The organism is Paraniabella hibiscisoli, from assembly GCF_022512515.1.
Lineage (GTDB): Bacteria > Bacteroidota > Bacteroidia > Chitinophagales > Chitinophagaceae > Niabella > Niabella hibiscisoli.
The window spans coordinates 169,263-189,585 of sequence record NZ_JAKWBK010000002.1 but is presented as its reverse complement, the minus strand read 5'-3'; the positions used below and the strand labels follow the sequence as shown (position 1 = coordinate 189,585).

Genomic DNA, 20,323 nt, shown 5'->3' with positions numbered 1-20,323 from the left:
TTTCGTCGATTTGTATGGTAAACTGGGCGCCTCTGTTAACCCCGATCTGGGGTGGCCTACCGCCAACGAAGTAATCGTACCAGGTGTTCCGGCTGAAATGGAAGTCGTGATCCATGACAACCTGTTTTATATGAAGATCAATGGCACGCTATGCTTCCTTTTCAAATTGTCGCGCGAAAACCTTTACTACTTTACGCCAACAATCCGGCCATGGCGCAATTTTATTACGGTACATGATTTTTACATGGAAAGTACGGATATGTACACCGTCGATTATGCCATGCATGAAAACGAAAAGGGATATGCACGCATACAGGCTCCGGCCCTTACTAAAGCCGGCAATGGTAATCTCTTACTTTTTGCAGAGGGTAGAGGCGCTCCACGGACTGCATTTGAAAGGGTTGCTCAAAATACAATGCCGGTAGGAAATACAGACATCATCATGCGCAGATCTGCCAATAACGGTGAAACCTGGGAAGACAATATTTCAGTAATCGCGGGTGAAGGTTCGGATGATACGTATGGTTTTCCCCAGGTGGTTTCAACTGCAGATGGTAAAATTATTTTGCATTATAATAAGCTTACAACTACTGTAGCGGCCAACGGCATGTTTAGTTATCCGGCAGAACAAACAATGTACCAGGTGGTATCTACGGATAACGGAGCAAGCTGGTCTCAACCCGTTGATATAACAGCGCCTTTGAGAGATATCAGTCGCGGTTTTGTAAAAGGCAGTCCGGGTCATGGCATTCAATTACAATCTGCTACTTACAATAACAGGTTAGTAATGCCGTTGATCTATGGCGGAACCTCCATTAAAGTAGCCATATCCGATGACAATGGTGTTACCTGGAGAAAAAGCCAGAATATAGGGGGCACCAATATCGTATCGGGTTCGGTGGTAGAACTGGCAGACAACCGATTGATGCTGACATTGTCTCATAGTAATACAGCACCACAAAGCAAGCTGGTATGCTATAGCAGCGATGGTGGCGACAACTGGACAACGCCGGCAGCTATTGGGTCAGGTGTTGCTACTTCAACCTTTGGACACATGTACAGCGGTATTACATTAAAAGATAATAGTGGGAAAATTTACCTGGTTAACCCGGTAGGAAGGGAAAAAGATGCACAGGTATTTAATGGCCCTAACTATGGCATTACGCCAATGGTATTTGAAAGCAGCAATAATGGAACATCATTCGTGCAGGCGGGAGCTTTGTTTAAAAAGACCGCTTACAGAGGCTATGCATCGCCCATTGGCAATATGGATGCTGTTTTTGCCAATGATGGAAAAATGATAGTAGCAGGAGAAGGCGGTGTAGAAAGTCCGCAGGAAGGGATTGTAGTTTACAGGAGATAATTACCAACTTGATTATGAAACAATATTTACCGATATCTTTTTTAAAACTTGGATACTTACTGTGCCTGATTTTCGGGAGTATTGAGATGGCTCTCTCTGTAACTGGGTTGAGGCATAATAGCTTTGTTTTAGGTGATAGCACGGTTAAAGGAACAGTAGGTAAAAAAGCTGGCGTAACCACCACACGTGTTTTCTCTCACAGCAGCGACGGCTATAATTCTTTTCGTATTCCTTGTTTGGCAAAGGCAAAGAATGGTAACTTAATCGCTTTTGCAGAAGGCAGGAAACAGTCCATACTCGACTATGGTGATATAGACCTGGTGTACAAAATATCAACCAACAATGGTGGCACCTGGTCAAAGTTAAAAGTTGTAGTAGCCGAAGGTGATGGTACCTGGGGAAACCCTACTGCTGTTACAGATCAGGAAACGGGGCGTATCTGGCTTTTCCTTTCCTGGAATGATGGAACACATAGCCAGCACGGCGGATCCTTTAACGGCAAAACCTACACTGCCATTAAAGAATGGGGCCAACGAAAGATTTTTGCTACTTATAGCGATGACAACGGACAATCCTGGGTTAAGCCGGTTGATTATACCAATAGTCTCTTGCCTTCCAATTATAGTTGGGACGCGGTTGGACCAGGTATTGGCATACAGGTAGCCAATGGTGCCCATAAAGGAAGACTGATCATTCCGGCTGGCCGTCGCAACATCTACAGTGATGATCATGGCGCTTCCTGGAAATACGCACCCATACCCGCCGGAACATTTGAAGGCACCATTGTAGAGTTGTCTGACAATTCGCTGATGCGTAACGATAGGGGCGTTGGAGCTAAATGGTCTAACAGTCATACACGATTCATTGCTACAGGAACTATTGAAAACGGCTTTTCTGTTTTTACAAAAGATGATCACTTACCCGATCCCCGTTGCCAGGCATCCATATTAAGATACTCGTTTTCACCCAACATTTTGTTATTCCTTAATCCCGTACAAAATGATAAAGATGGGGCTGCCAACCGTTGCATAATGACTATTCGTTTAAGCGAGGACGATGGCGCCACCTGGAAATATGCAAAGCTGCTTTACCCCGGCCTGGATAAAGACAGTTTGTGCAGGGGCGGATTGGGCGGCTATTCCAGCCTGATGCAAACAGCAGATGATGCCGTAGCCGCAATGACGGAAGTCAATCATAATGTAGTAAAAGTACCGGTAGCTCAAAGAAGGTTTTCGATAGATTTCCATAAGTTCACTATAGACTGGATCAAAGAATAAAGTAAACGCATGAAGCAGCTAATGATATTTCGTCTTTTTGATAAATACTTTTTTCCCTGTTACTGGTAGTTCTTACCGCAACGGGTTATGGACAAACAAAAAGCAAACCCAATGTTCTTTTTATTGTAGCCGATGATTTGAGGCCGGATTTAGGCTGTTATGGAAATAGAAAAGTAATTACTCCCCATATAGATCAACTGGCAGCTAACAGTGTTGTATTCAATAATGCCTATTGTCAGCAGGCCGTTTGCAACCCATCCAGGGCCTCTGTTTTAACAGGACTTCGTCCGGATCAGAATGGGGTTACCGACCTGGTCACGCATTTCAGGGAAAAAGTTCCCGATGCTATTACCTTGCCACAGGCGTTTAAAAACGGAGGTTATACCACTGTCAGCGTGGGCAAAATTTTTCATAATACCAAAAAACACTGGATGCTATCTCCTGGTCAATGCCTCAAATGGCAAATGTTTCGGTTAGCAATAATGAGTACTTCCTGGAACGAAATAAAAAAGGAGGAAAAGCGGATGCCTTTGAATTTACCGAAGGGGAAGACGAAAAATATCCTGACGGTCAGATTGCGCGGGAAACAATCAAACTATTAAATAAGTTCAAAGACTCCGGAGAACCCTTTTTCCTGGCTACCGGATTTAAAAAACCCCATCTACCTTTTTGCGCGCCGCAGAAGTATTGGGATTTATATCAGCATACTGATTTTTCTGGGATAACTAATAAAGAAAAACCCGCAGGAGCTCCACCTATTGCCTTTCATCAGTGGCAGGAACTCAGAGGTTATACCGACATTCCAAACCAAGGAGCGCTCGATGCACAAAAGGAACAAGACCTGATACGTGCTTACTATGCCTGCATCAGTTATGTAGATGTGCAGATAGGGAAAATCATGAAGGAACTGGATCGTTTAGGATTGAGAGAGAACACTATAGTTGTGCTATGGGGTGATCATGGATATCATTTGGGAGAGCAGGATCTCTGGTGCAAGTCTACCAATTTTGAAATGGATACGCGTATTCCCCTGATCATATCGGCCCCGGCTGTTGCCCGAAAAAACGGGATGACAAATGCTATTGTTGAAGCGGTAGATATTTATCCCACACTGGCAGATTTATGCGGTGTTCAGCCCGGTACCAGATTAAGTGGCAAAAGTTTAAAATCATTGATATCCAATCCGGGTATGAAATGGGACCATGTAGCCTACAGCCAGTTTTGCAGACCCTATAAAGCCATTACGGCACAACATCCCACAGATATGGGTTACACCGTTCGCGATAAAGGCTTCAGGTATACAGCCTGGTATAATTTAAGTACTAACCAGGTTGAAGCAAGAGAATTATATGATATGAGAAAGTCGGAGGTTGAAACCGAAAACCTTGCCGGGCAAAAGAAGCATCGCCAGGTGGAAAACAAACTGGCAAAAATGCTGGATGCCTATAAACAACACCCGTAACAATTATTTTCAGATCTATTAAATATTAAAAATGATGAGATCAGGTATTTTAACGATGATTGCTGTTGTATTCATGATGCCAATGATCGGCACCGCGCAATCGAAACTCTCTAATGCAAATATTCAAAAGTCGGTACTTTGGGAACAGGGCAAAGGCAAGTATAAGAACTATAGGATACCGGCCGTAGTAGTAACGAAAAAGGGAACCGTACTGGCCTTTTGCGAAGCCAGGGAAGCTGGCGACACCGGTGATATCGACCTTTTAGTTAAACGTTCAAAGGACAATGGTAAAACATGGAGCGAAGAATTGCTGGTGTGGAACGATGAGCAAAATACCTGTGGCAATCCCTGTCCGGTGGTAGATATGGAAACCGGTCGTATCTGGATGGTTACCTCATGGAACGATGGTAAAGATGGGGAAACTGCGATAGTTAATAAAACATCGAGATCTCCGCGTTTACCTTTATATGTTATTCTGATGATGACGGATTGACCTGGTCAAAACCTGTCAGCATGGGAGACGCAACAAGGGATACATCGTGGGGATGGTATGCCACAGGCCCTGGTATAGGCATACAGGTAAAAAACGGAGCCTATAAAGGAAGATTGGTGATACCCGCCAATCATAGCTATGACGATCCTGCGGGTAAGATCAGGAAAGGCCCTTACGGGTATGGCGCACATGTGCTGTATTCAGATGATCATGGTAAAACCTGGAAAAAGGGGAATCGATCAAACCTGGATGTAACGAAAGCCAGGTAACCGAGCTCGCTGATGGAACGTTGATGATGAACATGCGTTCTTATAATGAAAAGTTTTCAAGAGCGATCAGTACCAGTAAAGATGGAGGAGCTACCTGGAGCCCCATTAGTCATGATTACCAGCTTACCGAATCCATCTGCCAGGCAAGCATTCTCAACTTTGGACAAGTACAGGGAAAACCTGCATACCTGTTTCTGAATCCAGCTGTATCAACGGGTAGAACCCATATGACTTTGAAAACCAGTTTTGATAATTGCCAGAGCTGGTCTAACAGCAAGCTGGTGTATGCCGGCCCCTGCGGTTACTCCAGCTTAACCAAGTTGCCCAACGGCAGGGTAGGTCTTTTTATCGAAGCAGGTAAGAAAAAATCATACGAAAAAATGATCTTTATTTCCTTTCCCGCTGAAACCATATTTACTGCGGGATCTATGCTGCAAGCGAGCGATATATAATATAAAATCAGGCCCTGCAATTTTTATTAATCATGCACCGTTTACTTGTTTCAATACTTCTATTTTTTAAAATATCTGCATTCGCGCAGATACCGGTTGAATCTGTAGTTTGGCCGCAGGCGGCACCTGGCGATGCAATAAGGGAACATTTTGTATATGGATTAGCAGTAGCTGCTGATGGTACGGTGCTGGCATTTTCTGAGGGCAGGTTGCGCCCGGGAGATGCAAGTCCCCATCATATTGTATTAAAACGAAGCCAGGATAGTGGCAAAACATGGCTGGCATCCCAGGTCATTGTAAAAAGTGATGGAACCAGTTGTTATGCCAACCCAACGCCTGTTGTAGACAAAAAAGGAACCATTCACCTATTTTATGCACAGAATTTTCATAATGACTCTTCAGCGCTGTATTGTGTAAGTAGTACAGATAATGGAAGAAGCTGGTCGGCGGCTTCGGTATTAACACATTTGTTTGCAGATGATCCGTATCAAAGAAGCTTTCATCTTCCTGGTCCGGGCCATGGTATCCTGTTAAAAAATGGTCGTTTACTGGTACAGGTATGGCACCGGCATAGTATTAGCTACTCACAGCTTCAAAGAAAGTATGGTGTATCAACCCTGTATAGCGACGACCAGGGAGGAAGCTGGAAAAACGGCGCTTATGTGCCCATGTCGGATAGTTTACAGGGAAATGAAAGCCGCCTGGCTGAACTTGGTAATGGAACGGTTTTGATGGATGCGAGGCCCAGTGGTACTGCTAAGCAACAAAAGAGGCTAACATCTTTAAGTAGAGACGGGGTAAAACCTGGAGCCCATTTAAGGAAAGTACTAAAGAAGCTTTTACAACGGTAGATGCCGGATTGAATATCTTCAGGTATGGTGCTGCCAGCTATTTGCTTTCAAGTTATCCCTCGGGGCCGGGCAGACAAAACCTGGTTGTACAGGCTAGCGGAGATCGAGGAAAGAATTGGCTTCAGCCAAAACTAATTGCAGAAGGTAAGGTAAATTATTCTGATATAGCTGTGCTGAAAGATGGCTCTGCGTTAGTTCTATATGGCAAGGGCACGCCAAAAGAAGTGGTGATGCTTAGGTTGACCAGCGACTGGATTAAAGAGCATGTAGTAAATAGAAAGTGACAAAGAATATAGCATCTTGTTTCTTTTTGTCCTACATATTCATAAATAATTCTACTTTCGTTTTAATAAAAATTTTCAATATTTCGTATGGCTAATGGAAACCTCAGTAATGACATTCAAAGAATAGAGTCGGCAACTATGGCCGACATGGTGGAACTACGATTAAGAGAATTTTTAAAAAGAAAGCTTTTAAACCCGGTGATGCACTTCCCAAAGAACTGGAACTGGCTGAAGCACTTGATGTAAGCCGCAATGTGGTGCGGGAAGCTTTAAGCCGGTTGCGCATGCTAGGAATGATTGAGTCGAGAAAAAAGCGGGGGACTATTTTGGTAGAGCCTGATATTATGAATGGTTTCGAGCGCGTAATGGATCCGCTGCTTTTAGATCAGAGAACCCTGCAGGATCTGTTTGAGTTAAGGCTGGTTTTAGAAATGGGATTAGCCGACCTCCTTTTCGCCCGTATCACCGATAAAGGAATTGCGGAACTGGAAAAAATAGTAGAAAAAGAAGTAAACAAAATACAACAACCCTTCCGGCTAAAGTTTGAAATAGATTTTCATAGCAAGCTTTACCAAATGACAGGAAACGACACTTTCCGTCGTTTTCAAAATATATTATTACCCGTATTTGAATATGTTGTTAAAGAAGAGCAGCAGTTAACCGGTAAAGCTAAAGTAGGAAAAGTAACGCATCGGGATCTCCTGGAGCTGATCAAAAAGGAAAACCGGAAGATTTTCGCAAAGGAATGAAAGAGCACCTGGCTCCTCATTATGAAAGAGTCAATAAAAGAATAACGCTGTAACGCTATAACAACAGTTAGAATCCATGTGCATAATAGCTGTGCTCTACCCGGCCATCGCTATGCAGCTTTAGTATTGTATACCCGGGTGGAGTTTGTTTGAACCAACCGGGGCCGGCAGATTCCTGGTTTCCTTCTTCCCACCAATGACCGCTTACAGCGCCTGTACTACAATAAGTAACCTTATTATAAACGGTTTCGTCCAGCAGGTGATTATGTCCGCTCAGGAATACGCGGACTTTATCCGTATGCTTGTAAAAAGATCTTTTAGTTTACGAAAATCGCTATGACCGCCGCCCTGTAACTGAATGGTAGCGCTTAGTACCGGGTAATGAGACATCAGTGCTACATATTGATTAGCTGGTAGGAGTTCCAGCTCTTTCTCCAGCCATTGCAGTTGTTCTTCATCCAGCATAATTCCTTTATTATTACCATCCAATATAATAAAGTGCCAGTTGCCCTTTTGCGCTCTGAAGTATCTATGAGGCATTTGTAATCTCTTGGCAACATAGGGCTTGCCATACATTTCATCCTCCTGGCTGGGAGCCTTCCACCATGGATCGTGGTTACCAATACAAGAGTATATTTCGTATTTTTTATCGAGGCTTTTCCAGCAGTCGTCCCAGATATTCCAGAGCTCATGCACCCTGTCGCGAACTACACTGTTGTAGGATGCATCATAAATAGAATCGCCGCCATTGAGAAAAAGTCAGGTTGGTGATTTTTTACGATCTGCTTCAGGCTGTTTTTAAAACGGTTTGGTGCATCATAGTCCGGGCGAATATGTACATCTGTTATATGAGCCACTGTCAGTACTTTTTTGACTTACCGGCAGGTTCAAATGCATGTAAATTACTGCTTCCGAAAGTTAATCCACCAGCAACCATTGCCAGCGATTTTAAGGCATCCCGTCTTTCCATAATCAATATTTTTGGATACACGAATATACTGTTTGATCAGATTGTTTTACATCAAACTATAGTTACCAATTGACGCTTATACGATCATATAGATGTTAATTCGTGCGCTCCCAGGTAATACACAACTTCATATCATTTATATAAAATAAAAGGTAGTAACTGCAACTCGTTATTTGTCAGATGTTTGGAATTTTAAAAGAAACGCAAATCAAATTGTTACTTAAGTTTTAAATTATCGATACTTCGTTCTTTTTAAGCCTTTTACTTAATTTTTTAGCTTATTTTTGCAGCCGCATAATGGAACATTACTTTGAATTGTCCCTAAATTACAGGGGAGAAGAACGAATATTGAAGGGACGCCTGGCAACTTTTGCATATAGTTACAAATTCTACATCGTTGTGGATGGGAAAGAATTGGTTTTTGAAAGGGACGATGAGCATAATTTCAGGGTGGTTTCTACCGAAGAACATTATGAGAATGGTGTAGATGCGGAACTGCTCACCCGGATTATTGAGGCGCTTGAACGTCGTGCAGCTTAATAACCGGTACTTGTGTCGGAAATAGATCTGATAAAGTATTTCTGCTACTTCATATTGCCATCCCCAACCTAACGAAAAGTGCTACCAAATGGATGCTGCAAAATCTCATCGTAAAATTATTCATATCGATATGGATGCGTTCTATGCATCTGTAGAGCAAAGAGATTTTCCTGAATATAGAGGTAAGCCTTTAGTGGTGGGTGGTCTTCCCGAAGGCAGAGGGGGAGTAGTAGCTACCGCCAGCTATGAAGCCAGGAAGTTCGGTATAAGATCCGCTATGCCTTCCAAAACGGCGCAACGTCTTTGCCCGCAAGCCATTTTTGTATTCCCGAGGTTCGATGCCTACAAAGCAGTTTCCCGCCAGATAAGGGAGATCTTCAGTCGCTACACCGACATTATTGAACCACTCTCCCTGGACGAAGCCTATTTGGATGTTACGACTGATAAACAAAATATAGGTTCAGCCTTAGATATAGCTAAACTGATCAAACAAGCCATTAAAGAAGAACTGCAACTCACGGCATCGGCCGGAGTTTCCATCAATAAATTTGTTGCAAAGATCGCCTCCGATATGAATAAGCCGGATGGCTTAACATTTATTGGCCCTTCGCGAATAGAAACATTTATGGAAGGCCTGGCTGTAGAAAAATTTTATGGCGTGGGTAAAGTAACTGCCACCCGTATGAAAGCTATGGGACTTCACACAGGTGCAGACCTGAAAAAGCTGTCGGAGGCTGAAATGATACAATATTTTGGCAAGCCCGGTAAATTTTATTACCAGATCGTTAGAGGCATTGATCGGCGGGAAGTGCAGCCGCACCGGGAAACCAAATCTGTAAGTGTAGAAGATACTTACCAGGAAGATTTGCTTACCAGGGAAGCTATGGAGCCGGAATTAAAAATCCTCGCTGAAAGACTGGCCATACGATTACAGCGTTCTGGTTTGAAAGGAAAAACCGTAACCGTTAAGTTTAAATTCCACGATTTTACTTTGATTACCCGAAGCCTCTCACTTCCCGTTTTTGTTAATGAAACAAGCGACCTGCAGCAGGCGGCCATCATTATTCTACAAACTGCGCCTGTCGAAGATAAAAAAATAAGATTATTGGGTTTGGGTATTTCTAACTTTGAAACGGGAAAAAACGATGAGGATAAAACGCAGTTAAAATTGTTTTGACGGAGCTAAATCATCCTTTCATAAAACAGGCTCCTCCGGCTCATGGTGAGGTTTGAAATAAACAATAAATTCACTGCCTTTTCCAGGCTCACTTTTCACAGCAATACGCCCTCCGTTCTCTTCTACAAATTGTTTAATCAGCAGCAGTCCAAGACCTGTACCTAATTCTTCATTGGTTCCATTTTCGGTAATCAACCTGCCGGAGGTATTAAAAAGCCGTTGCAGCTTTTTCTCGTCCATACCTCTGCCTGTATCTCGAATATGAATGATCGTATAATTTTCCTCGAAACTGTAATAGACCTCAATCATTCCTTTGCCGGGGGTAAATTTGATAGCATTACTGATAATATTCTGTAAAATGATTTGTACATGGGTTCCGTCAGCATCAATAAATGCAGGTTTTTTGTATTGATGGATCAGTTGTAGCTCTTTTTGTTGCGCCGTAGCCCTATAAAGTGAAAAAACTTTTTCTGTCGTTTGCGTCAGGTCAATCTTGTTTTTTGAGCCGGGGCGCCTGTTTGTAAACTAACAGCCCAAACCAAAAGGTTATTGATCAGCTCAGAAAGTGAAACGACCTGCCGGTGAAAGTTTTCAAAAACAAACTCCTTATCTTCTTCGTCCAGCACACCCGATTTGATCAGCTCCATTGCCTGTATAACCGAGGTAAATGGGCTTCGTAAGTCATGGCCGATCACAGATAAGATTCGGTCTTTAACCTGGTTAATAGCAACCAGCTTTTCTTTCTGATCCAGCACCTCTTTTTTCTGTTGCAAAATTTCTTCGTTACGCAGCTGTAGTGCCTGGTTAAGTGTGTTTTTCTGAGATACATTACGCTTGAGCAGTAGTAACAATGCTACCAATACCATCGAAAACAGCGAGCTTAAAATAATCACCAGCCGGTTCTTTTTATCACCTGTTTACTGACTTCGTTTTCTGTTTCCAGTTCTGCATTTTCACTTTTTTCTCCTGTAAATGCAGGTAGTTGATGTTATTGTCTTTTTCTCATTCAGCAGGCTGTCCCGGTAGTTTCGGGCTATGGCCTGGTAATGGTAACCTTCCTCATAATTACCTAAAGCTGCGTAACATTTTGATAGGATATTTGCGGCCCGTTCAATATCCCACTTAACGTTTAGCTTCCGGGCTATCGTAAAACTTTGTTCTGCGTTAATTAATGCAGATGCGTACTGTTTGAGCTGATAAAGTGTTTGAGCTTTGCCTGAGTACGCAAAACTCTTCTCCCAGTCATCCTGGTAATCTTTAAAATATAACGCAGAATCAAAAAATATTAATGCCTGGGAATAATTTTCAGATACATAATTCAGCTCGCCGATCCTGTTCAGAGACATTTGGGTAAGATGTCCGCTTTTGTTTTTCCTGGCCTGCAGCAATGCTTTGTTCAGGTTTAGAAAAGCACTATCAAACTTTTTAAGCTCACCCTGGCAAAGCCCGATATTAAAATAGTTGGCGGCCATACGTAAACTATCTTTAGCTTGCCTATTAATGACCAAAGCCTTTTTAAACTCCTCAATCGCATCCTCAAACCGGTCTTGCCCGAGGTAAACCAATCCCCGCATATTCACTGCATTGGCCAGTCCGGTAGGGTAGCTGATCTGTTTTATGACAGCCAGCGATGAGTCGGTATGAATAAGCGACTCGAAAAAGATCCCTTGATATAATAAGCTTTAGCCAGGTTATTATGTGCCTTCGCTATTTCTGTTGCTACACCCGATGCGGCTGCAATTACCAGGGCCTGGCTACATAGAAGTATCGCGGTATCCGGATTTGTATAAAAATACGCTTCCGCCTGTTTATTGGCAGCAGCTACTTTACTGGAGTCTGCATAACTATTTGACGACTGCCCCAAGACAGGCTGTCTGTAACAAAAAGTAAGAAGTATAATAAAAACTAAGAAAGAGTACTTAAACATCTTTGAGGGGCAGTTATTGAAAATGAGTGTAGAGATGATAATTATCGTCCGGCTACTCAATTCTTATAACGCTAAAGCGGATATTAGTAAAGAAGAATGCCATATACCTGGAATTTGAAAAAGCTTCGCCCGTATATTGCAATTATTATCGCCGGGCTATTTGTTTTAGTCTTGAATCTGTTAACAAAAATAGGTATATAAAGGCTTAAAGTACATAATAATACAGAAAATGCCTGCATTGGCTTACTAAAAACCGGTGTTGATTAAGTTGGATTTTAAATATAAACGGGATACTTAATGTGTCCAGGATTAGTTAATACGGCTGGGCTCCACATGTACGAGTACGTTACCCAAATTGGGCAGTTGTTTTTTAAGGTAGTCTTTTAACTGGTGAGCGATGTCATGTCCTTCGCGAACAGAAATTTCCCCGTTCACTATTGCATGCAGGTCTACATGATATCGCATACCAGACTTGCGAACAAAACATTTTTCAGTAGCCATTACGCCGGTTACTTGTAGCGATGTTTGTCTTATTTCTTCCACCAGGTCGTCATAAACATGTTCGTCCATGATCTCCCCCAATGCGGGTCTGAATATTTTATAACAATTGTATAAAATAAATGCCGACGCTGCAAGGGCCGCCCAGTCATCGGCTGTTTCATAACCGTTACCCATTACCAGCGAGATAGATATACCAACAAATGCGGTAATAGAGGTGATCGCATCGCTTCGATGATGCCAGGCATCCGCCCTTAAAGAGGAACTATTGGTTTGCCTGCTTTTCCTGATAACGATCTGGTAAGAGATCTCCTTCCAGAAAATAATGCCCCCTAATACAAATAAGGTCCAGGGCTCCGGTAGTTCATGCGGGGTATTAATATTCTGAATACTTTCATAAGCGATAATAGTAGCCGAAACTACTAAAAAAGCCACCACAAGAAAAGTAATAAGCGGCTCGATTCGTCCGTGCCCGTACGGGTGGTTTTCATCAGCCGGTCTTTTGGCGTACTTCAGTCCAAGTAAAACCAATACCGATGAAAATATATCGGTTGTAGATTCAATAGCATCCGCTATCAACGCATAAGAATTGCCAAAAAAGCCCGCGACGCCCTTTATCAGCGCCAGGAGGGTATTTCCTGCGATGCTGAAGTAGGTTGTTTTTATAGCAGACTGCTCATTGCTCATTTCAACAATATTTTACGACAGTGGTACGGTTACGGATAAACTGGCGTGCAAGATAGGGGATTGCAGAATCAAAACCTTGGCTAGCTGTAAAGGTTTTAAAAGAGTTGGTTTAAGTTATTGTAAAAAATAATAGAGAATTTATTCATGATAGACGCTAAGATTGTCACTATGTCTTGGGGAGCATTTACAAACAGCCGATTGCACTCTTTCCAACTCACCACTCGCTGTTGTCCTAATTAACCATCACCCTTGGTACAAAACGACAAAACAATGAACAGTATAGTTCCGCGGTATTTAGTTTCTTCGTTTTAACAATAAATTATTGCTTTTTAAGGATTAAAATATTGTTTGCTGAGTGAAATGTTGTACTGCAGATTAGAGAAAATGACGAATTGCCCGGATGGAATAGAAATACATTCGAAACTGCGCCTGTAAGTTACAAGTTATATCAGTTGATTAAAGTTGCCAGGTATCATTTAATTGGCGATAGGTTGATTATGATAGATGGGGATACCCATGCCATTTTTGCTAAAACGATTTAGTTATTTATAAACACAAAGACAACGCCAGTATGAAATTTGTACAAAAAAATGCTTGCTTTATTGCTCTGTTCTTATTGGGCATAGGTTTCCTTTCTTCCTGTAAGGATAAGGATATTATTGGAGGAGAACGCGATCCGGGCAAGCCTACCGTTTTTTCTGATTTTTCTCCAAAACAAGGTGCCATACGCACACGCCTTTATATTAGCGGGGACAATTTTGGATCCGATGTATCAAAAATACAGGTGTACATTGGCGAACGGGAATTGAAAGTGGTAGGCGCCAACGGTAAACAAATCTACTGTTGGGTACCAGGCCAAACCACTACAGGACAGGTACGCGTTGTAATTAATGGTGATTCGGGCAGTCCCGTGGAGCACACTTTTTCTGATCAGTTTAATTACCTCAAGAGCACAAGTGTAGGTACTTTGGTAGGCAATGTAGATCAAAACGGGAACTCCGGAATTATAGACGGCAGCTTTGAAGAAGCTGGATTTACGTATCCCGGTTGGATTACTTATGAGCCTGGTAGTAACAGCGTATTTGTAACCGAAATTGATCGTGCTGTAAGAAAAATTGATCTGGCTGCCAGAACGGTATCAACCCTTATAACTAACGGGCAGGCTAGCTTTGCTAAACTGCAAACGACTACTTTAAGCACCGATACGGATACCTTATACCTGGTGGATGATAACGGCAACAGAAGTACACCTAATAAAGTTGCAATAGCTTACACGCTGCGTTCTGAAAATTATAGACGCGTACATCCGGCTCTTTGGGATGTGGGTGCGTACGGGGTAGCACCGCATCCTATGCATGGCGGTCTCTTTTACACAGTAACTAACGGAACGCCTATTAAGAAAGCAGTACCAGATCCGGTAACAGGTGAATTGGTTCCAAAAGAATTATATCGAATAGGCGGCAACCTGAGCACCTTAATTTTCTTTCACCCATCCGGAAATTATGCTTATATAATGGCACACAGCCGCATCTATAAAAGTATGTACAATTGGGATAAACAGGAACTAGAGCCAGCCATTATTTTTGCCGGTGGCGTTGCAGGTGATGTTGATGCCATTGGTACTTCCGCCAGAATCAGCAGAGCTTACCAGGGCATATTTGTAAAAAACCCAGCCTATGCCGGACAGGAAGATGAATATGATTTTTATTTCTGCGACCAAAATAATCATAGTGTGCGCATATTAGCACCTAACGGTATGGTTACCACATTTGCTGGTAAGGGAAGTCCTACCCCCGACGGAAGCAAGAGTGGTTATATAGACGGCGACCCCAGGTTGGAAGCCAGGTTTGCAGAGCCTACCGGTATAGATTATGATGTCGAACGTAAAATTTTCTACATAGCAGAACGCGTCAATAAGCGTATACGTACCATAGCAGTTGAACAATAAATAATTCATTATTTCAATACTTTATTAACCAGTCGTATTTTATTAAGACAGGCAGGGCAATTTCTACTGTGAGGTTAATAGAGTAGCTGCACAACTATCCATCAATGAATCATGGGCCAAACATTCTGTCTCTTAAAAAGGGAAGATAAACGAGGTTCCAACAGACCAAAATAATCGTTCCGCTGAGAACGGGACAAATTAAAAAATTACGGATGAAAAAAATTCTTTTTATACTGATTGCGATTATAGGAGCTGTTGCCTGTACTTATGCGCAGGATACGGCACAAGTAGCGGTGACGGTTAACGGAACGGTTTTTAACGAGCAGAAGGAGCCATTGGCTGGCGTTACAGTTACCGTAAAAGACCAACCTGGGCTGGGCGTTCCTACCAACACCCAGGGAGCGTATGTTATCAAAGCAAACAAATACCAGTGGTTGGTTTTCTCATCCATTGGCTACGAGCAAATGGAAATTCTGATCAAGGATCAGCTCACGCTGGATGTAACATTGAAAGCAGCCGAGCAAAAGGCAATGGATGAAATTGTAGTTACTGCATTAGGCAGTCAGAAAAAAGCCACAGTAACCGGTGCGATCACTACGGTAGATCTTTCTACTATTAAAACACCTACATCCAGTATTACCAATGCTTTGGCTGGTAATGTTGCCGGTGTATTGGCTATGCAGGGGAGTGGCCAGCCAGGTAGTAATGCATCAGAATTCTGGATCAGGGGTATCTCTACTTTTGGCGCTGGTACTGGTGCGTTAGTAATGGTGGACGGTTTTGAACGGTCGCTTACCGAAATAAATATAGAAGATATTGAAACGTTCTCGATATTGAAAGATGCTTCCACTACAGCTATTTATGGTTCGCGTGGCGCCAATGGTGTAGTGTTGATTACCACCAAAAAGGGTAAGGCGGATAAGGTATCCATCAATGGTAAATACGAAGGATCTTACAGCACCCGAACATTTACTCCCGAATTTGTGGATGGCTATACATATGCCAGTCTGATGAACGAAGCACGTACTACACGTAACGAAGAAGCATTTTACAGTGTCGAAGATCTTAACCTGATTCGTAACCAGCTCGATCCTGATTTATTCCCGGATATCAATTGGATGAATATGTTCCTGAAGCCGGGTGCAGCTACACAACGTGCCACACTTAATTTTGATGGTGGAGGTGCATTGGCCCGTTATTTTGTATCCGGTAGTTATATTAATGAAGGCGGTATGTACGAAACCGATGAAAATCTGAAAAGCTACAACACAAATGCCAACTACAAAAGGTGGAACTATCGTGCGAATGTAGATATGAATCTCACTAAAACCACATTGGTGCGTGTGGGTGTAAGCGGATCGTTAGGAAAACAAAACCTGCCGGGTGGTAATTATAGTGAGATCTGGGCCTCGCTCATGGGACAAAACCCTATCTCAATTCCTATCAAATACTCAACAGGACAAGTGGCATCCAGAGGCGGCGCCGACAGGCAAAACCCCTGGGTACTGATTACTCAACAAGGATATATAGAGAACTGGGAGAATAAAGTGCAAACCAACGTTACCCTTGAACAGAATCTTAAATTCATTACTAAAGGGTTACGTTTCGTAGGTCGCTTTGGGTATGACAACGGCAATAGAAATTTTATTCGACGTATGAAATGGCCGGAGGGTTGGATCGCAGAGCGTCAAAGAGAATCTAACGGAGAGCTGCGCCTTCGCCGTACCATTACCGAGCAATTGCTCACTCAACGGTCTGATGCCAGCAGCGACCGGATGGAGACCTTACAGGGAGAGTTACATTATACCAAAAATATTAAGAGCCATAATTTAGGTGGGATATTGCAATATACTCAGGAGAAAAAGGTAAACACCGCTCTTATGGCGAAGATATTATGCAGGGGATCGAGCGTCGCAACCAACGCCTTGCAGGTCGTTTTACCTATAGCTATCAGTCTCGATATATGTTTGATGTAAACATCGGGTACAATGGTTCTGAAAACTTCGCGTCCGGTCATCAGTTTGGTTTATTTCCTGCTGTATCCGGTGCATGGAACCTGGCGGAAGAAAAGTTTATTCAGGATAACCTGAAATGGATGGATATGTTTAAGTTCCGCTACTCCTACGGTAAAGTAGGGAATGATTATATGCCGATTCGTTTTCCTTACCTGGCTTCTTTTACTACCGATCCAGCCAGAGGCTATAATTGGGGTGACATTGAAAGCAATAATTCTTTTTCAAGCCTTGCTTACAGTATCATAGCTTCTAACTCTATAACATGGGAGGTAGCTACCAAGCATAATATGGGTCTGGACTTCTCACTTTTTGGAGACAAGTTTGGTGGTGCGCTGGATTACTTTCATGAACAACGCGACGGGATTTACATGACGCGGGATTTTATGCCGCCAAGTGTGGGTATTTTGCCAGCCGCTGCTCCACGCGCCAACGTAGGTTCTACTTTAAATAAGGGATTTGATGGTCAGTTGAAGTTTTCTCAACAAATAAATAAAGTCAATCTCACCGTACGAGGTACCATGGTATACAGTCGTAACGAAATACTGGAAGCAGATGAGCAGTATAGCAACTATCCGTACGTAAGGCGCGCTGGTTTCAGGGTAAATCAAAATAAAGGTCTGGTGGCTCTCGGTCTTTTTAAAGATTATGAGGATATCCGTAACAGCCCGGTTCAAAGCTTTGGAAGGGTGGCTCCTGGTGATATTAAATATAAAGATATCAATGGCGATGGTGCCATCGATGATAATGACATCGTTCCTGTTGGAGCTACCCGTTTTCCTAATTTGACCTATGGGTTTGGGTTGTCAGCCAATTGGAAAGGTTTCGATGCCAGTGTGCTATTCCAGGGTGCAGGTAAATCATCTTTCTTTATCAACGGATATACAGTGTATCCATTTAGCTCAGGAGACTGGGGTAATATACTAACCGATGTAGTGGAATCGAATCGCTGGATATTGGGAGAAAACGAAGATGTGAATGCAATGTATCCAAGGTTAAGCTATAACGGTAGCGCTAATAACTATCGTGCTTCGAGCTATTGGCTGCGTGAAAGCTCCTATATGAGATTGAAAACAGTCGATGCCGGTTACACCTTCCCTAAAGTGTTTACCAATAGAATGGGAATTAAAACCATGCGCTTATACCTCATGGGTACCAACCTGCTTACCTTCTCCAGCTTTAAGCTATGGGATCCGGAAATGAACAGTACTAACGGTCAGCAATATCCGCTGTCTAAAACAATCACCATGGGTTTAAACTTAAACCTGTAATATAAAAGTTATGACGAAAAAACAAATAACCTTAGGTATATTGCTCGTAGCAGTAGTGTCATTTTTAGGTTCTTGCAGAAAATATCTCGATGTACAGCATTACTTTGATGACCGGCAAAGCGAGGAACGTATTTTTAAAAGCCGCGACTATACAGAACAATGGCTGGGTACCTGTTATAACAGGCTGCTTAACTATAATCTCGAAATAGGTCATAGAAACTATACCCTTACGAACTACTCCGATGACATGTTTTTTAATGAGTCGGGTGGTGCCAACGGCCAGCAATACAGGCAGTTTAAATTTGGGGAGTACGACTACACCTGGCTTAGATGGTCCTGGGCTCAGGCCTATGATGGCATACGGCAGGCATCTGTAATGCTACACGCAATGAGCGAGGGTGGTGCTTTTACCGAAAGTGAAGTTAAAGACTATAAGGCCCAGGCCAGATTTATACGGGCGTACCTTTATTGGTTAATGCTTCGCAAGTATGGCCCGGTGCCCATTATGCCTGATAAGGGAGTAAACTATGATGCGCCATATGATCAACTGTCTCATCCCCGTAATTCTTATGATGAGGTAGCTACTTTTATCTCCGAAGAAATGGCAGCTGCCGCAAAAGATCTTCCTATGAAAAGGGATAATCGCAACATTGCACGTCCTACGCGGGAGCAGCGTTGGCTACCCGGGCTAAAGCATTGTTATTTGCCGCCAGCCCGTTGGCCAATGGAAATGCCGAGATGGCTGATTTTACAGACGATGCCGGCCGGATACTGATCAGCCAGCAATATAACGAAGAAAAATGGGCTAAGGCTGCAGCCGCCGCTAAAGATGTAATTGCACTGAATCACTACAGGCTGTATATCGCTGCGCCGAAATTTAAGGGCACTACGGATTATCCGCCCACTATTTTCCCGCCAGAACATGCTGAATATTCACATAGAGATTTTCCTGAAGGATGGGCCAATGTAGATGCGTTTGAATCATACCGTGCATTATTTAACGGTGATCTTTATGCTGGTGAAAACCCCGAGATGATTTTTACCAGGGGAGAAAATCAAACCAGTGAAGATTTTGGAGTAATATCCCTGGCACGTCACCAGATGCCGCAAGTAGGTGGTGGTTACAATTGCCATGGTATCACGCTGAAACAATGTGATGCTTACGCCATGAACGATGGCACACCTTTTAACCGTCAGGCAATTCTTCAAAAATATGGCAATAATATGTTTGTGCAGGCAAGCGAAGTGAACAACTTCAAACCTTTGCTGGCTAATGTTTGGAAAGAATTTGCCAACAGAGAACCACGGTTCTATGCATCCGTTGCATATAGCGGTGCTCTTTGGACCATGTCGAGTGCTATTAACAATGCAGCGGTAGTTACCAACCAACAGGTTTTTATTACCGTGGTGAAAACGAAGGTATGATCAACGGAGATCGCTGGTTGCCCACTGGTATTGGTATGATGAAATACGTAAATCCAAAGGATAACGCCACCGGCAACGGCGGTAAAATTTTCCCTAAAGTAGAAATCACCATTCGCTACGCTGATATACTGCTCATGTATGCTGAAGCACTCAATGAACTGGGCGGTAGCTACAATATACCTACATGGGATGGCGCCGGGTCTCATGCAATAACGAGAAATATAACAGAGATGAAGAAGGCTATATCCCAGGTACGTATCCGTGCAGGGGTTCCCGATCATGACATGTCAGTATATGGAAGTAAGGAAGAATTACGTAAGAAAATTAAACGTGAGCGCCAGATAGAGTTACTGGGCGAAAACCAACGCTATTTTGATTTAAGGCGCTGGAAGGATGCACCGGTGGATGAGGCAGAGCAGATATATGGTTACAATGTATTGATGACCAAGGACAGGGCCGCAGATTTCTATACGCCTATACGGGTACCATTGTTGCAAACAACTTTTTCAAAGAAAATGTATTTCTGGCCTATTGACTGGGATGAATTACAGAAAAACAAGCGCATGACTCAGGCGCCGGGTTGGCCCTCTTTTGATTAATTAAATAAAGTATTAGCCGTAAATCTACCATCAGGTAGTTAACATAAACTGGCAAAACATAAATAACAT

The 20,323-nt window shown here is 42.9% G+C and carries 26 protein-coding genes and 1 pseudogene; 19 read left to right on the top strand and 8 right to left on the bottom strand.

The features are described 5' to 3' along the window. Positions 1-10: 10 nt before the first annotated feature. From MKP07_RS29475 to MKP07_RS29430, 11 genes and pseudogenes are all read left to right on the top strand, one after another. Positions 11-1,363 carry an exo-alpha-sialidase gene (locus MKP07_RS29475; protein ID WP_240851504.1) on the top strand — a complete coding sequence of 451 codons (1,353 nt, stop codon included), beginning with the start codon at positions 11-13 and terminating at the stop codon, positions 1,361-1,363. 14 nt (positions 1,364-1,377) lie between these two features. Beyond that, positions 1,378-2,640: a sialidase family protein gene (locus tag MKP07_RS29470; RefSeq protein WP_240851502.1), complete on the top strand. Its 1,263-nt coding sequence runs from the start codon at positions 1,378-1,380 to the stop codon at positions 2,638-2,640. A gap of 137 nt (positions 2,641-2,777) precedes the next feature. Next, positions 2,778-2,987 (top strand): annotated as a pseudogene (locus MKP07_RS43145) (sulfatase-like hydrolase/transferase); the annotation flags it as partial. Positions 2,988-3,097: 110 nt separating this feature from the next. Beyond that, on the top strand, positions 3,098-4,102 hold the full coding sequence (locus MKP07_RS40010; protein ID WP_262920005.1) for a sulfatase: 1,005 nt from the start codon (positions 3,098-3,100) through the stop codon (positions 4,100-4,102). A 31-nt stretch (positions 4,103-4,133) separates the two neighbouring features. After that, the gene (locus MKP07_RS40005; RefSeq protein ID WP_262920004.1) at positions 4,134-4,595 is read left to right on the top strand and encodes an exo-alpha-sialidase; all 462 of its coding nucleotides are present in this window, start codon (positions 4,134-4,136) and stop codon (positions 4,593-4,595) included. Next, the gene (locus MKP07_RS40000) at positions 4,544-4,864 is read left to right on the top strand and encodes an exo-alpha-sialidase (protein WP_394803731.1); all 321 of its coding nucleotides are present in this window, start codon (positions 4,544-4,546) and stop codon (positions 4,862-4,864) included. Before MKP07_RS40005 ends, MKP07_RS40000 begins: the two co-directional genes overlap by 52 nt. A 23-nt stretch (positions 4,865-4,887) precedes the next feature. Continuing rightward, positions 4,888-5,316 carry an exo-alpha-sialidase gene (locus MKP07_RS29450; protein WP_240851501.1) on the top strand — a complete coding sequence of 143 codons (429 nt, stop codon included), beginning with the start codon at positions 4,888-4,890 and terminating at the stop codon, positions 5,314-5,316. 32 nt (positions 5,317-5,348) lie between these two features. Then, positions 5,349-6,167 (top strand): exo-alpha-sialidase, encoded by an 819-nt coding sequence (locus MKP07_RS29445; RefSeq protein ID WP_240851499.1) that lies wholly within the window; start codon positions 5,349-5,351, stop codon positions 6,165-6,167. Positions 6,168-6,175: 8 nt separating this feature from the next. Continuing rightward, positions 6,176-6,451: a glycoside hydrolase gene (locus MKP07_RS29440; RefSeq protein WP_240851497.1), complete on the top strand. Its 276-nt coding sequence runs from the start codon at positions 6,176-6,178 to the stop codon at positions 6,449-6,451. Positions 6,452-6,538: 87 nt separating this feature from the next. Beyond that, positions 6,539-6,697 (top strand): hypothetical protein, encoded by a 159-nt coding sequence (locus MKP07_RS29435; RefSeq protein WP_240851495.1) that lies wholly within the window; start codon positions 6,539-6,541, stop codon positions 6,695-6,697. Then, on the top strand, positions 6,622-7,200 hold the full coding sequence (locus tag MKP07_RS29430; RefSeq protein WP_317236157.1) for a FadR/GntR family transcriptional regulator: 579 nt from the start codon (positions 6,622-6,624) through the stop codon (positions 7,198-7,200). The genes MKP07_RS29435 and MKP07_RS29430 overlap by 76 nt, the downstream gene beginning before the upstream one ends. 273 nt (positions 7,201-7,473) lie before the next feature. On the opposite strand, the gene MKP07_RS29425 is transcribed toward MKP07_RS29430, so the two are convergent. From MKP07_RS29425 to MKP07_RS29415, 3 genes are read right to left on the bottom strand one after another with little or no spacing between them, the layout of a single operon-like run. Further along, positions 7,474-7,935, bottom strand: a complete 462-nt coding sequence (locus MKP07_RS29425) for a metallophosphoesterase family protein (protein WP_394803730.1) — start codon at positions 7,933-7,935, stop codon at positions 7,474-7,476. Then, positions 7,908-8,057 (bottom strand): hypothetical protein, encoded by a 150-nt coding sequence (locus tag MKP07_RS29420; protein ID WP_240851491.1) that lies wholly within the window; start codon positions 8,055-8,057, stop codon positions 7,908-7,910. Before MKP07_RS29420 ends, MKP07_RS29425 begins: the two co-directional genes overlap by 28 nt. Before the next feature lie 2 nt (positions 8,058-8,059). Next, complete coding sequence (locus tag MKP07_RS29415; RefSeq protein ID WP_240851489.1) at positions 8,060-8,170, bottom strand: twin-arginine translocation signal domain-containing protein; 111 nt, start codon at positions 8,168-8,170, stop codon at positions 8,060-8,062. A 297-nt stretch (positions 8,171-8,467) separates the two neighbouring features. Between MKP07_RS29415 and MKP07_RS29410 the strand changes: the two genes are divergently transcribed. Together MKP07_RS29410 and dinB are read left to right on the top strand one after the other, a co-directional pair. Then, positions 8,468-8,710, top strand: a complete 243-nt coding sequence (locus tag MKP07_RS29410) for a hypothetical protein (protein ID WP_240851487.1) — start codon at positions 8,468-8,470, stop codon at positions 8,708-8,710. Positions 8,711-8,798: 88 nt separating this feature from the next. Further along, positions 8,799-9,887 carry a DNA polymerase IV gene (dinB, locus tag MKP07_RS29405; RefSeq protein WP_240851485.1) on the top strand — a complete coding sequence of 363 codons (1,089 nt, stop codon included), beginning with the start codon at positions 8,799-8,801 and terminating at the stop codon, positions 9,885-9,887. An 18-nt stretch (positions 9,888-9,905) separates the two neighbouring features. Here the strand turns inward: dinB and MKP07_RS29400 are convergent, their stop codons facing one another. The 5 genes from MKP07_RS29400 to MKP07_RS29380 all read right to left on the bottom strand — a co-directional run bounded on the left by MKP07_RS29400 (position 9,906) and on the right by MKP07_RS29380 (position 12,999). Next, positions 9,906-10,277 (bottom strand): sensor histidine kinase, encoded by a 372-nt coding sequence (locus tag MKP07_RS29400; protein WP_317236156.1) that lies wholly within the window; start codon positions 10,275-10,277, stop codon positions 9,906-9,908. 92 nt (positions 10,278-10,369) lie between these two features. Beyond that, positions 10,370-10,780, bottom strand: coding sequence for a histidine kinase dimerization/phospho-acceptor domain-containing protein (locus tag MKP07_RS29395; RefSeq protein ID WP_240851483.1), 411 nt, complete (start codon positions 10,778-10,780; stop codon positions 10,370-10,372). A 60-nt stretch (positions 10,781-10,840) separates the two neighbouring features. Next, on the bottom strand, positions 10,841-11,461 hold the full coding sequence (locus MKP07_RS29390) for a tetratricopeptide repeat protein (RefSeq protein WP_240851481.1): 621 nt from the start codon (positions 11,459-11,461) through the stop codon (positions 10,841-10,843). Positions 11,462-11,502: 41 nt separating this feature from the next. Further along, a complete protein-coding gene (locus MKP07_RS29385; RefSeq protein ID WP_240851479.1) occupies positions 11,503-11,751 on the bottom strand; it encodes a hypothetical protein in 249 nt (82 codons plus the stop codon). A 372-nt stretch (positions 11,752-12,123) separates the two neighbouring features. After that, complete coding sequence (locus MKP07_RS29380) at positions 12,124-12,999, bottom strand: cation diffusion facilitator family transporter (RefSeq protein WP_240851476.1); 876 nt, start codon at positions 12,997-12,999, stop codon at positions 12,124-12,126. Positions 13,000-13,570: 571 nt separating this feature from the next. Here MKP07_RS29380 and MKP07_RS29375 point away from each other — a divergent pair. From MKP07_RS29375 to MKP07_RS39980, 6 genes are all read left to right on the top strand, one after another. Next, positions 13,571-14,947 carry an IPT/TIG domain-containing protein gene (locus MKP07_RS29375; RefSeq protein WP_240851474.1) on the top strand — a complete coding sequence of 459 codons (1,377 nt, stop codon included), beginning with the start codon at positions 13,571-13,573 and terminating at the stop codon, positions 14,945-14,947. Positions 14,948-15,159: 212 nt separating this feature from the next. Continuing rightward, positions 15,160-16,923, top strand: coding sequence for a SusC/RagA family TonB-linked outer membrane protein (locus tag MKP07_RS39995; protein WP_262920002.1), 1,764 nt, complete (start codon positions 15,160-15,162; stop codon positions 16,921-16,923). Further along, positions 16,842-18,230 carry a SusC/RagA family TonB-linked outer membrane protein gene (locus MKP07_RS39990; RefSeq protein WP_262920001.1) on the top strand — a complete coding sequence of 463 codons (1,389 nt, stop codon included), beginning with the start codon at positions 16,842-16,844 and terminating at the stop codon, positions 18,228-18,230. Before MKP07_RS39995 ends, MKP07_RS39990 begins: the two co-directional genes overlap by 82 nt. Before the next feature lie 10 nt (positions 18,231-18,240). Continuing rightward, positions 18,241-19,005 (top strand): RagB/SusD family nutrient uptake outer membrane protein, encoded by a 765-nt coding sequence (locus tag MKP07_RS29365; protein WP_240851472.1) that lies wholly within the window; start codon positions 18,241-18,243, stop codon positions 19,003-19,005. Further along, complete coding sequence (locus tag MKP07_RS39985) at positions 18,969-19,655, top strand: RagB/SusD family nutrient uptake outer membrane protein (RefSeq protein WP_262920000.1); 687 nt, start codon at positions 18,969-18,971, stop codon at positions 19,653-19,655. The genes MKP07_RS29365 and MKP07_RS39985 overlap by 37 nt, the downstream gene beginning before the upstream one ends. Next, entirely contained in the window at positions 19,652-20,254 is a 603-nt protein-coding gene (locus tag MKP07_RS39980; protein ID WP_262919999.1) for a RagB/SusD family nutrient uptake outer membrane protein, read from the top strand. Before MKP07_RS39985 ends, MKP07_RS39980 begins: the two co-directional genes overlap by 4 nt. The last annotated feature ends 69 nt before the right edge of the window (positions 20,255-20,323 follow it).

Coding starts and splice junctions, on each gene's coding strand:
- MKP07_RS29470 (WP_240851502.1), top strand. CDS start 1,378: ATGAAACAATATTTACCGATATCTTTTTTAAAACTTGGATACTTACTG.
- MKP07_RS40010 (WP_262920005.1), top strand. CDS start 3,098: ATGGCAAATGTTTCGGTTAGCAATAATGAGTACTTCCTGGAACGAAAT.
- MKP07_RS40005 (WP_262920004.1), top strand. CDS start 4,134: ATGATGAGATCAGGTATTTTAACGATGATTGCTGTTGTATTCATGATG.
- MKP07_RS29450 (WP_240851501.1), top strand. CDS start 4,888: ATGATGAACATGCGTTCTTATAATGAAAAGTTTTCAAGAGCGATCAGT.
- MKP07_RS29445 (WP_240851499.1), top strand. CDS start 5,349: ATGCACCGTTTACTTGTTTCAATACTTCTATTTTTTAAAATATCTGCA.
- MKP07_RS29435 (WP_240851495.1), top strand. CDS start 6,539: ATGGCTAATGGAAACCTCAGTAATGACATTCAAAGAATAGAGTCGGCA.
- MKP07_RS29415 (WP_240851489.1), bottom strand. CDS start 8,170: ATGGAAAGACGGGATGCCTTAAAATCGCTGGCAATGGTTGCTGGTGGA.
- MKP07_RS29410 (WP_240851487.1), top strand. CDS start 8,468: ATGGAACATTACTTTGAATTGTCCCTAAATTACAGGGGAGAAGAACGA.
- dinB (WP_240851485.1), top strand. CDS start 8,799: ATGGATGCTGCAAAATCTCATCGTAAAATTATTCATATCGATATGGAT.
- MKP07_RS29390 (WP_240851481.1), bottom strand. CDS start 11,461: ATGCGGGGATTGGTTTACCTCGGGCAAGACCGGTTTGAGGATGCGATT.
- MKP07_RS29380 (WP_240851476.1), bottom strand. CDS start 12,999: ATGAGCAATGAGCAGTCTGCTATAAAAACAACCTACTTCAGCATCGCA.
- MKP07_RS29375 (WP_240851474.1), top strand. CDS start 13,571: ATGAAATTTGTACAAAAAAATGCTTGCTTTATTGCTCTGTTCTTATTG.
- MKP07_RS39995 (WP_262920002.1), top strand. CDS start 15,160: ATGAAAAAAATTCTTTTTATACTGATTGCGATTATAGGAGCTGTTGCC.
- MKP07_RS39990 (WP_262920001.1), top strand. CDS start 16,842: ATGCAGGGGATCGAGCGTCGCAACCAACGCCTTGCAGGTCGTTTTACC.
- MKP07_RS29365 (WP_240851472.1), top strand. CDS start 18,241: ATGACGAAAAAACAAATAACCTTAGGTATATTGCTCGTAGCAGTAGTG.
- MKP07_RS39985 (WP_262920000.1), top strand. CDS start 18,969: ATGGCTGATTTTACAGACGATGCCGGCCGGATACTGATCAGCCAGCAA.
- MKP07_RS39980 (WP_262919999.1), top strand. CDS start 19,652: ATGATCAACGGAGATCGCTGGTTGCCCACTGGTATTGGTATGATGAAA.